Source organism: Desulfovibrio faecalis (genome assembly GCF_053570625.1).
This window is the reverse complement of sequence record NZ_JBRBQR010000001.1, coordinates 1,579,954-1,589,870: the sequence shown is the minus strand read 5'-3', so window position 1 is coordinate 1,589,870 and position 9,917 is coordinate 1,579,954. Positions and strand designations below refer to the sequence as shown.

General features: G+C 57.5%; 10 protein-coding genes. All 10 read left to right on the top strand.

What is annotated here, in order from left to right; all coding sequences use genetic code 11:
* The first annotated feature begins 89 nt into the window (after nucleotides 1–89).
* The 10 genes from ACUZ79_RS07195 to ACUZ79_RS07150 all read left to right on the top strand — a co-directional run bounded on the left by ACUZ79_RS07195 (nucleotide 90) and on the right by ACUZ79_RS07150 (nucleotide 9,915).
* Nucleotides 90–1,226: a KamA family radical SAM protein gene (locus tag ACUZ79_RS07195; protein ID WP_449251158.1), complete on the top strand. Its 1,137-nt coding sequence runs from the start codon at nucleotides 90–92 to the stop codon at nucleotides 1,224–1,226.
* A 9-nt stretch (nucleotides 1,227–1,235) separates the two neighbouring features.
* The gene (locus tag ACUZ79_RS07190; RefSeq protein ID WP_240824192.1) at nucleotides 1,236–1,952 is read left to right on the top strand and encodes a thioesterase II family protein; all 717 of its coding nucleotides are present in this window, start codon (nucleotides 1,236–1,238) and stop codon (nucleotides 1,950–1,952) included.
* Nucleotides 1,953–1,955: 3 nt separating this feature from the next.
* Nucleotides 1,956–2,699, top strand: a complete 744-nt coding sequence (locus ACUZ79_RS07185) for a 4'-phosphopantetheinyl transferase family protein (protein WP_449251157.1) — start codon at nucleotides 1,956–1,958, stop codon at nucleotides 2,697–2,699.
* Between the two features lie 279 nt (nucleotides 2,700–2,978).
* Entirely contained in the window at nucleotides 2,979–4,112 is a 1,134-nt protein-coding gene (locus tag ACUZ79_RS07180; RefSeq protein WP_240824190.1) for an ABC transporter substrate-binding protein, read from the top strand.
* 40 nt (nucleotides 4,113–4,152) lie between these two features.
* A complete protein-coding gene (locus ACUZ79_RS07175; RefSeq protein ID WP_240824189.1) occupies nucleotides 4,153–4,776 on the top strand; it encodes a YcjF family protein in 624 nt (207 codons plus the stop codon).
* A 282-nt stretch (nucleotides 4,777–5,058) separates the two neighbouring features.
* Nucleotides 5,059–6,741, top strand: coding sequence for an ATP-binding cassette domain-containing protein (locus ACUZ79_RS07170; protein ID WP_449251156.1), 1,683 nt, complete (start codon nucleotides 5,059–5,061; stop codon nucleotides 6,739–6,741).
* The gene (locus ACUZ79_RS07165) at nucleotides 6,738–7,229 is read left to right on the top strand and encodes a hypothetical protein (protein WP_240824187.1); all 492 of its coding nucleotides are present in this window, start codon (nucleotides 6,738–6,740) and stop codon (nucleotides 7,227–7,229) included. The genes ACUZ79_RS07170 and ACUZ79_RS07165 overlap by 4 nt, the downstream gene beginning before the upstream one ends.
* Nucleotides 7,226–8,536 carry an SPFH domain-containing protein gene (locus ACUZ79_RS07160; protein WP_449251155.1) on the top strand — a complete coding sequence of 437 codons (1,311 nt, stop codon included), beginning with the start codon at nucleotides 7,226–7,228 and terminating at the stop codon, nucleotides 8,534–8,536. Before ACUZ79_RS07165 ends, ACUZ79_RS07160 begins: the two co-directional genes overlap by 4 nt.
* A 12-nt stretch (nucleotides 8,537–8,548) precedes the next feature.
* Complete coding sequence (locus ACUZ79_RS07155) at nucleotides 8,549–8,716, top strand: hypothetical protein (RefSeq protein WP_240824185.1); 168 nt, start codon at nucleotides 8,549–8,551, stop codon at nucleotides 8,714–8,716.
* Between the two features lie 53 nt (nucleotides 8,717–8,769).
* The gene (locus ACUZ79_RS07150) at nucleotides 8,770–9,915 is read left to right on the top strand and encodes an ABC transporter substrate binding protein (RefSeq protein WP_449251154.1); all 1,146 of its coding nucleotides are present in this window, start codon (nucleotides 8,770–8,772) and stop codon (nucleotides 9,913–9,915) included.
* The last annotated feature ends 2 nt before the right edge of the window (nucleotides 9,916–9,917 follow it).

The following is a 9,917-nucleotide window of genomic DNA, read 5'->3' as shown; positions in this document are numbered from 1 at the left end:
CTTCAACAACAACACAGTATCCTGGGTGTTCAGGCACGCCAAAAACATCTGAACAACAGAAAATCCATCCGCAAACAGAGGCCGGGATAATGGAAGCTGAACCTTGCTGGAAATGCCTTGACTGGAAAAAGGAACTTGCCAACAATGTCGTCACCATCGACCAGTTGAAGCAATACGCCACCTTCAGTCCACAGGAGGAAGCGATGCTTCGTGAAGTCGCCAAGGTGCACCCGGTCAACATTCCCCGCTATTATCTGAGCCTTATAGATAAAAACGATCCCAGCGATCCCATCCGCCGTATGTGCTTCCCTGATGCGGAAGAACTGGTGGTTGCCGGATCCATGGGCGCGACAACTGCCGACCCCTACGGCGACGACAAGCATGACAAGGGCAATGGCGTACTGCATAAATACGACTGCACTGCACTGCTGGTCACGACAGAATGCTGCGCCATGCACTGCCGCCACTGCTTTCGCCGCCGCATTGTAGGACACTCCAGCCAGCAGACCCTGCGCAACTTTGCCGGGGCGCTGCAATACATTGCCGACCATCCCAAGATCAACAACGTCATTCTTTCCGGCGGCGACCCCCTGACGCTGGCAACCCCGGTGCTGCAAAAAATGCTGGAGGGGCTGACCGGGATCGACCATGTGGATTTTGTACGCATCGGTACGCGCATTCCGGTCACATATCCGCTACGTATCTTTGACGACACCCTCATGGACGCCCTGCGCACCTTTGCTGAGCGCAAGGCTCTGTACATTGCCACGCACTACAATCATGCGCGCGAGATCACGCTCACCTCGGCCGAGGCCATCAAGAGGCTGCGCCTGTGCGGGGCCACCATCAACAATCAGGCGGTGCTGCTGCGCGGCGTCAACGACAGTACGGAAGACATTGTCAAACTGATGAACCGTCTGCTTTCCATTGGTGTGAACCCGTATTATCTGTATCAGTGCATGCCGGTCTCACGAGTGCGGCACCATTTTCAACTGCCGCTCAAGCAGGGCATCGCCATTGTGGACAAGGCAAAGGCGCAACTCAGCGGCTATGGCAAGCGCTTCAAGTACATAATCGGCCACGACATCGGCAAGCTGGAAATCTGCGGCATGAGCGAGGGCAATATTGTTCTCAAGCAGATGCATGCCCGCATCGGGCACGAAGAACAGGCCTCGCGCATCATCATCCAAAAGCTTGATGACGATGCCGGATGGGTTGAACTGTAGGCGCAACACATGCAACACACGGCTACAACACTTTTCTGTATTCCCCACGCCGGAGGCAATACCGCCTTTTATGCGAGGTTCAACGAATTTTTTCCGGCATGGATCACCGTAAGACCTCTGGAACTGCCAGGCAAAGGCCGCCGCTGCCGGGAACGGCTGCTTACCAGCATGGAAAGCATGGGGCGCGACCTGCTGGAACAGATACGCTCTGCCGCCCACACTGGCCCCTATGCCCTGTTCGGTCACAGCATGGGCGGGATGCTGGCCTTTCTTTGCGCGCATTTTGCCTGCGATGCGGCGCTGCCCTTGCCCACAGCCCTGTTCATTTCGTCCGCCACCACGCCAGGCCGGATGCGCACCGGGATTTCATCCCCTGTTGATCAGCTCCCCAAAGGCGCGCTGTGGGACTACGTGGCCCGCATGGGCGGCATTCCGCCCGAGATTGCGCAGTCGCAGGATTTCAGAAACTACCTTGAACCTGTGCTCCGCGCTGACTTTATGGCCATAGAAGGATGGCAGCCCGCCCCCTACAGCCCGTTACCCTTGCCCATCCACACCACCATTGGCAGCCATGATCTCGTTACCGAGGCTGACGCCCTGCACTGGCAAACCCTGACAGATGCGCAATGTACGGTGCGCACCTTCAGCGGCGGCCATTTTTACGTTCAGGATCACTGGCAGGAATTGGCAGACCACATGGCGCGCGCCCTTCATACGGCGGGTTAGGCGGTGCTGGCGCAACATTTTTGCAACTGGCGCGCACCGTCCGCCCCGGAAAAGTCCATCCTGTGTGTTGGCCTGGAGCTTGAAAACATCGCTGAATGGCCCTGCCAGTGCGCGCTACACACCTCCCCACAGGAGCAACAAGAGGCCGGACGCTATCTGCATATAGAAGATGCGGCGCGGCATCTGGCAGGCAGGGCGCTGGCGCGGCGTCTGCTGCGCGCCGCCTTTGGGCAGGATTGCGTCGCAGAGTTTGCCCGCTCCCCTTATGGCAAGCCCTTTTGCCCCGGAGTATCCGCTGATTTTTCCATCAGCCATTCGGGCAGCATGGTATGGGTGGCCCTTTGCCGATGCGCGAGCGTGGGCATTGATGTGGAAAGCATGCGCCCCCTGCCCGATGCGGCGGAGCTGACCAGCCAGCTGCACCCGCAGGAGCAAAAAGACCTGCTGTCCCTGCCCCAGGCGGAGCTGCAAACGGCTTTTTACCGCTGCTGGACGCGCAAGGAGGCCATAATCAAGGCTGTGGGCATGGGCCTGAGCATTCCCCTGCAAAGCTTTAGCGTAAACACCGGGCCGCAAGACAGCGGCTGGATAGCATCCTTCACTGCAAACGCCGCCCAAGGCACAGCTACAATGCTTGAGGATGGCGGGCAATGGACAAGCCTCGACATCAGAACAACAGAGGATTACCAGTGCAGCGTGGCGGCTCATAGCCCCTGCCTTGACGTTGTGGTCTGCCTTGCCCGTTGATCCCTGCAACCCGCCAAAAAACATGCAGAAATGCCGATGCACGCCCCAAATTCATGTGGACGATACCGCTTTTCCTCTGATATGTTGAAACCTGCGCGTATGGCGTTGCGCCCGGATGAAAATCCGTGTGGCCCAACACCGCCAATAGCACAGATTGCCATAACAAAGTTTGTCTGCTCCACACGGATTTTGGAAAAAATCCACTCCAGTTTTTGGGCAGGACCGCCGAGCGGCGGATCCACTGTGTCACCAAGAACGCATCATAGGGTATTTTGTTCCATGAGCAGCCGCCTCGGATCGTTCTTCGCCACACTTGCCGCAGCGTTTTGCTGCGCAATATTCCTGTGCGCAAACGTGCAGGCGGCCCCCCAGCGCGAGCCTGTGGAACAGATGACAGCGTCAGCCCCGGCGCCCTCCCAGCCCAAAGCCTCGCGCCTCAAGGTTGCGGCCTATTTTGAAGCCGGACCGTACTGGGAGTTTACCCTGCTGCAAAAAGAAATCATCAAAGCCCTGCGGCAACGCGGGGTTGCCGACCGGATTACCCTGCCGGACGAGCTGTACATCAGCCCCGGCTGGGATGCCTCTGAGAGCGTTTACCGCGCAGAGGCCCGCAAACTGATGCAAAATCCGAATATCGATGTCATCATCAGTATGGGAACAGAGGCCACCAAGGCCCTGCTTGCCGAAAACAACGGCAAAACGCCCATCATGAGCGTTGACGTGGCAGACCCGGCAGGCGCTGGCATTGTGGATCGCGCCACCGGCAAGGGCGCCGCCAACCTGACCATCCGCTACACCAAGGACAAATGGTTCAAGGTCTTTGCCCTGTTTCATGAGGCGCTGCCCTTTCTTCGCCTTGGCATCATGTATCACGACAGCCCCGAGGGACTTTCATACTCCAACGTGCGGGAAGCGCGCGAGGTTGCGCGCGAGCGCGGCTTTACTCTTGTGGAGTACCCCTTTCTGGACAAGGCGGAGAGCATGGAATCGTGCACCAAAGGCGTGGACAGGCTGTTGGCAGCTGGCGTGGATGCCTTTTACATTTCGGCCCTCAACTGCTTTGACTGGACGCAGGCCAACCCGCAGGCCATCTTTGACACGCTCAACGCCCACCACATCAAGACCTTTGCGCGCGACGGCAGCGTACACGTGCGCAGGGGCGCGCTGATGGGGCTTTCGACCCTTGACTATGTTCCCCTTGGCAAATTTTATGCTGACCATATTGCCGCCCAGCTTGGCCTGCTGCCGCCTAATGCCCAGCTTGAGACTGCGGCCTACACGCCCAAGATTGCGCTGAATCTGGTGACGGCCCAGAAGATGGGCATGGATCTACCGCTGATTCTGCTCATTTCGGCAGACGAACTCTTTGACGTCACACTGGCGGGCGTTGATAAAACGGCCGTTGCTCAATAAAATTCCCGTAACCCTGAAACCGGTCACAACGAGGTTGCACATGACAAAAGATACGTTGGAAAACAAGGTCGACGGCGTTGAAGATCAGATGGCCTGCCAGGCCGAAACCGCTGCTGAAACGGAAACGTGCGAACGCGCCTGCCCTTCGGAAGAAGTGGTGGACGCCATCATCCGCAAGCGCGTGTACGGCGCTATCGGCATTGGTTTTGTGCCGGTCCCCCTTGTAGATTTTCTGGGCCTTTCCGCCCTCCAGATTGAGCTTATTCACGCGCTGGCCCAGGCCCACGGCGTTGAATTCAAAAAGGAACGCGTCAAATCCATCATTTCTTCGCTGTGCGGCGGCCTGCTGACCACGGCAAGCGTGCCCTTGGCCGCCTCGCTGCTGAAAAGCATTCCGGTCATTGGCTTCACCGCTGGCGCGGCCACCATCAGCATCATGGGCGGCGCCAGCACCTATGCCCTTGGCTGGGTTTTTGACCGCCACTTCAGAAAGGGCGGCAACCTGATTGATTTCAATACCGAAGAAGCCAAGACCTACTTCAAGGAAAAGGTTGAAGAAGGCAAAACCTTTGTCGGCAAGATCAAGAACAAGATGAAAAAGGAAGCCAAGAACGAAACCGCCGCTGAAGCCCCTGCCAAAGAAGCGGACACCAACGCGGCCTAGTTTCGGCGATCTCTGACGGTTTCGGGAAACGGAACCTTCCGTATGGGCCGGGCAACTGGCCCTTACGGAAGTGTTGGCTGTTACGCCTGCCGTACCCAGCCGTGCGCATGCCGAAGCGGGCTGACAGAGCGTACGCTCCTGGCCTTGGCAAAGGCGTGGCTGCCGTTGCGGCAGCGTTACCTATTGATTTGTCAGAGCCCCTGCACTGCAAAGGGGCGCATGCAAGACCGCCGGACATGCTGTAATGCGCGGCGCACCTGAACACCGGGGCCACAGAACCACATGCTGCAACTGAAAGAATCGCTTTTTCTGAAACTTCTGTGGGAACAGGCCGGCGAGGAAGGCAAAAAAATTGCCGCCGCCTGCCTCGGCTCAGGCATCATGCAGGGGCTTGCCGTTTTTTCTGTGCTTCAGGGCTTGCAGCAGCTTTCTGAAGACGGGCTGGAATTCAGCACATTTCTTGCTTTTCTGGTGAGTCTCGCCTCCTTTTATTTTCTTTTCCGCTACATCACAGGGCGCTCGGCGCAGATTGCCCTGCGCGGCATCATGGAATGGCGCATGCGCATTGCCGCCAAGCTGCGCGGCGTTTCCCTACTGGAATATGAAAAACTGGACAAAAACCGTATCCAGTCCGCCCTGCTTGACGGACGCGAAATGGTGGTTGAAGCGGCCCGTATGCTGGTGGCTGCCTCGGCCAATACGGTGATGGTCGTGCTCTCTTTTGTCAAAATGGCAACTGTCTCCATACCCGGTACGCTGGGTGTTTTTCTTTTTCTTGCCATGGGGTTCTGGATTTTTCTGCACCTTATCAACAAGGTGCATGCGCACATGGGGCCAGCCATGCAAGCCGACCAGCGCTTCTGCGCGGGCCTGCGCGACCTTTACGCCGGGCTGCTGCAACTCAAGATGCACAAGCCAAGGACCACAGCACTGTTTGGCGAGCAGATCATCCCCGACCTTTCTGTGGCATCAGAAGCCCGGGACGCGACCGAACACAGGCACGCCCTTGGCATATCATTTTTCGCCATGTTCAATCTGCTGATTTTGGGGCTGATACTTTTTATCATGCCCAAGATTTTGAGCCTCGAAACGTCGGAAACTTCCTCCTTGCTTGTATTGTGCATGTTCAGCCTGAGCCCGCTCATCAGCCTGATTACCTCGGTGCCCATGATGGCAAAGGTAGAAATGAGCCTGCAGGAACTTGCAGCGGTGGAATCGCAGATAGACGCCGTGACGGAACCATTTGAAAACGCGGGAGTCAAGGCGCGCTGGCAGCAGGCCGACCCCACGGTGCCGTCTTTTGACTCCATCGCCCTGCGCGATGTGCGTTTTGACTACCATGACCGCAACGGCATACGGCTTTTCGGCATTGCGGTGGACAGCTTTGAACTGCGCAAGGGCGAACTGGTGTTTATTCGCGGCGGCAACGGGTCGGGCAAGTCCACCTTCATGAAGGTGCTGGCCGGGCTGTACGCGCCCGAGAGCGGAGAAATGCTCCTGAACAACGTCATGCTTTCCGACGTTGACATGGAATCCTACCGTAACCTCTTCACCATTGTGCCTACAGACTATCACCTTTTTTCCCGGCCCCTCGGCCTGAACATCACCCCGACCCAGCTCACGGATGTGCTGCGCACCCTGCACATGGAAACCAAGGTGAGCCTGCTCGAAGACGGCACGTTCTCCACGCTTGATCTTTCTGCCGGGCAGCGCAAACGTCTTGCCCTGGCCTGCGCGCTGCTTGAAAAGCGCCATATCTACCTGTTTGACGAAGTGGCCGCAGATTTCGACCCTGTTTTCCGCCGCTACTTTTATGAAGAACTGCTGCCCGATATCATCCGCCAGGGCGGTACAATTCTGGCCATATCGCATGATGACCGCTACTTCCATGTGGCCGACAGAGTGCTGACCATGCGCGAAGGCGGCTTTGTGGAAGAGCCCTTTGGCGAAGGGACGCAGGCATGACCAGCCATTTTCTGCGGCTTGCCCTCACCCTGACGGCTCTGCTGTGCCTGTATACAGAGCACGTGACCGAGGCCAAAGACCTTACGGGCAATTCCAACATCCAATTTGTGCGGGAACTGTACAACAATGTGCGCGACACCATGCCCTCTGAAGTGAATGCGGTGGAAAACACGCAAGCCATTCAGAACAGACTGAAATGTTACGAAGAAAACCACGATTACGGGCAGCGCATTCAGATTTGCAATAACAAATATGTCAAGAGCCTCGTGCGCCTCGCCCGCAAGGGAATCCATTCGCGCCCCAATCTTGGCGAATTTGTGCTCAATGTTGATATGTGCCCCATTCTTTACAATATCTGTATGGGTCAGACGGAAGACGACAAAGAACGCTGCATTCTGTTTGAAAGGCAGTGCATAGACTATACGCTTGATATGTTCTGGCGCGGCTCCGCGCAATATACACAGCAAACCTACCGGTTGGACCAATGAAAAGCGTCTGTGCAAATATACGGGAAGTGTTGCGCCGCAATCGCCTGCGGATCATAGTCGCTGGCGTTATCGCAACGCTGCTGCTCCTGTTTCTCTGGCCGAGCATCGTCATTTCCATCAAGCCCGGCGAGCTGGGCGTTCTGTACGCGCGCTTTCGCGGCGGCACACAGTTGCAGCACACCTACGAGGAAGGCATACATTTTATTCAGCCGTGGAACATCATGTATATCTATGATGTGCGCGTACAGGAAGAAACCCAGAACATCGACGTGCTGACCGTAGACGGCCTGACCATCAACGTGCAGATTTCGCTGCGTTTTCAGATCATCCGCGACCGTCTGCCCAACCTGCATCAGGAGATCGGGCCGCTCTACCGCGACAAGGTCGTCATCCCCATCATGAATTCCGCTGTGCGGCAAACCATCGGCAGCTACCGCCCAGACGACCTCTACTCCACAGCGCGGCAGGAACTGCAAGACCAGATGCTTGTGGACGCAGTGGAAGAAATGGGGCGCATCCCCATTCTTATTCAGGGCTTTGTGGTCAAAAGTATCACCCTGCCCGAAGTGCTGCGCGAGGCCATTGAACGCAAGCTCATAGCGGAGCAGGATTACCTGCGCTACAAGTACATTCTGCTTGAGGCACAGCAGGAAGCCCGCCGCAAAACCATTGAAGGCGAAGGCATCAAGGCCTACCAGACGCTTGTCAATGAGAACATGACGCAGAACTTCTTGCGCTACGAAGGCATTCAGGCCACCAAGGAGCTTGCCACATCGTCCAACGCCAAGGTGGTTGTGATCGGCGGCAAGGATGGCCTGCCTGTTATTCTCAATGCCGATTCGCCCACTGGCGCAGGCGCACCCGATGCGCCAAACTCTGGCAAAGCGGCCAATCAGGGGGCGGCCCCCAAGGCTTCCGTGCAGGGCGCTCAGCAGACGCCTGCCAAGCCGGATATGCCCGGAACAGATGCGGAAAGCCCAGACCAGAAGCGGCCCGATGCCCTGCGGCCGGGTCAAGTTCAGCCAGGGCAGATGCGGCCCGAACCCGGCAAAACGCCCCCGTTCCGGCCCAATTCGCACTCTGGCCTGCGCCCTCAAATCCAGCACGAGTCCCAATCCGGGGCGCAGTATGCGCCGAAGTACGGGCCGCGTAACGACTCCGCAAGGCAGGATTCTGCCGCGTCTGCCGAAGCCCAGGCGCCCGCCGGGGTTGGCTGGATCGCCCCCGGCGAAAGCGTATCGGATTATATTCAGAGGTTGAATAAAACACTGCTGCAACCGCACCGTGGCGGCGCTGTCAGACAATAAGGGAGGCCCGCTGTGCTACTGTTAGCTCTCATACTGGGCATGAGCCTGCTGGTCGGGCTTTTGGGCATCAATTCCCGGCTTGGATTCTGGGGCAACTTTTTTGCCAGTGTTCTGCTGACCCCCTTGGTGGGGCTGCTGCTTGTCATTGCCTCAAGCCCCAAAAAGCCCAATGACTGCTAGGCTGCAACGGATACGGTTCTGATGAACACACTCTTTCACGCGGCGCAGTAGGCATGCTCTTTCCAATTACAGCCAATGCCCCATGCCTTGTGCTGCGCCCGCAGCACAAGCAGGGGCACAGCCCTTGTGCAGCTGCGCTTTGGCAGCACCTGACCAAGCTGATTATTGCCATGTTCATTCTGGGCGGCCTGTTTTTCGTCTTCTGCCAGCCCGCCTGCGCCAATCCGGCTGTAAAACGCATCGGCTATCTCGAGGCCGGGCAGTTCTGGTTGTTCGACAACACCTGGAGCGCCTTTCGCGAAGGTATGGGCAAGTATGACGACATACGATGCGAATATCCTGCCGATGCGCACTTTAGCCCCGGCTGGGAACCAGCGCAGATGCGCCGCCTGCCTGAAATGGCAAAACAGCTTCTGCAGCGCAAGGATCTTGACCTTGTGGTGGGCATGGGCACGGCGGCGGTCAAGGCCTTACTGGCGGTAAACGATGGCCGTTTGCCCATCCTGGGCATGGGCATGGCTGACCCTGTGGCTGCCGGAGTTGTCAAAAGCGCGCAGGATTCCGGCGTGGACAACTTTACCTGCCGGGTGGAAGTTGACCGCTGGTCCTCCATGTACCGCGTTTTTTACGATGTGGTGCGCTTTCACAAAATGGGCATCATGTTCCAGAACAGTCAGGAAGGCCGCGTCTATGCGGCACTTGGCGATGCCCAGGCCATTGCCTCGGAGCTGGGATTTTCCCTTGTACTCTACGATGGCCTCTCCTCTGCCGAAAGTACGGAGGAATGCCGCAAGGGGCTGGACGAACTGCGCAAACAGGGCATGGACGCCTTTTTTATCGGTCCGCTGAACTGCTTTGATATCGGCGGCGAAGGCATGGCCCAGCTGCTGCAAAAACTGAATCAGTGGAAGATTCCCACCTTTGCGCGTGATGGTTCGGAATATGTCAAAGCCGGAGCGCTCATGGGCTTTTCCACATGGAATTTCGGCCCCAGCGGCATAGCGCTGGCCGGGCAGGCCCACGCCATACTGGGCGGCACGCAGCCGCGCACATTGCCCATGCTTGACCAATCCGAACCTTCCATTGCCCTGAACCTTGCCACCGCCAAGGCCATCGGCTTTGATTTTCCCTTTGACGTGCTGGTAACGGCGGACGAACTGCACGAAACCATCAGCCAGCCGCACTCCGGTACACCCTAAGG

What these genes read in the sequence shown, in the direction of transcription:
- ACUZ79_RS07175 (WP_240824189.1), top strand. Translation starts at nt 4,153, where the DNA reads ATGACAAAAGATACGTTGGAAAACAAGGTCGACGGCGTTGAAGATCAG.
- ACUZ79_RS07150 (WP_449251154.1), top strand. Translation starts at nt 8,770, where the DNA reads ATGCTCTTTCCAATTACAGCCAATGCCCCATGCCTTGTGCTGCGCCCG.
- ACUZ79_RS07170 (WP_449251156.1), top strand. Translation starts at nt 5,059, where the DNA reads ATGCTGCAACTGAAAGAATCGCTTTTTCTGAAACTTCTGTGGGAACAG.
- ACUZ79_RS07195 (WP_449251158.1), top strand. Translation starts at nt 90, where the DNA reads ATGGAAGCTGAACCTTGCTGGAAATGCCTTGACTGGAAAAAGGAACTT.
- ACUZ79_RS07180 (WP_240824190.1), top strand. Translation starts at nt 2,979, where the DNA reads ATGAGCAGCCGCCTCGGATCGTTCTTCGCCACACTTGCCGCAGCGTTT.
- ACUZ79_RS07165 (WP_240824187.1), top strand. Translation starts at nt 6,738, where the DNA reads ATGACCAGCCATTTTCTGCGGCTTGCCCTCACCCTGACGGCTCTGCTG.
- ACUZ79_RS07160 (WP_449251155.1), top strand. Translation starts at nt 7,226, where the DNA reads ATGAAAAGCGTCTGTGCAAATATACGGGAAGTGTTGCGCCGCAATCGC.
- ACUZ79_RS07190 (WP_240824192.1), top strand. Translation starts at nt 1,236, where the DNA reads ATGCAACACACGGCTACAACACTTTTCTGTATTCCCCACGCCGGAGGC.